The 584-nt window shown below is 62.8% G+C and carries 1 pseudogene; it reads left to right on the forward strand.

Features of this window, described 5'->3' with window-relative positions:
* Positions 1-63 precede the first annotated feature (63 nt).
* Positions 64-584: pseudogene (locus AE618_RS27645) on the forward strand (transposase); the annotation flags it as partial.

Consider the following 584-nt stretch of genomic DNA (forward strand, 5'->3'; position numbering starts at 1 on the left):
TGACCTGCCACTGAGTTTTTCCTCCACGCGGAGTTAGAGTCCGGCCCTGATGAGGACGGACTGATGAAGCGAGCAAGATTCACGGAAGAGCAGATCATTGCGGTGCTGAAGGAGCACGAGGCTGGGGCGAAGACCGCCGACCTCGCCCGCAAGCACGGCGTCTCGGAGGCGACCATTTACAATTGGAAGGCCAAGTTCGGCGGCATGGATGTCTCCGAGGCCAAGCGGCTGAAGCAACTCGAAGACGAGAACGCCAAGCTGAAGAAGCTCCTGGCCGAGCAGATGCTGGATGCGGCAGCGATGCGGGAGCTCCTTTCAAAAAAATGGTAGGGCCCGCCGTGCAGCGCGACGCCGTCGCGCATCTGCAGGCCGTCATGGGCCTGTCGGAACGTCGGGCCTGCAGTATCGTCGGAGCGGACCGGAAGATGGTCCGCTCCCAATCCCGCCGCCCGCCGGATGCGGAGCTTCGCACCCGGTTGCGGGAGCTTGCCAATGAGCGACGCCGGTTTGGCTATCGACGGCTATTCATCCTGCTCAGGCGGGAGGGCGAACCGTCGGGCATCAACCGCATCCATCGGCTCTAT

This window comes from Allobosea vaviloviae (assembly GCF_001298265.1).
GTDB classification, from domain to species: Bacteria; Pseudomonadota; Alphaproteobacteria; order Rhizobiales; family Beijerinckiaceae; genus Allobosea; species Allobosea vaviloviae_B.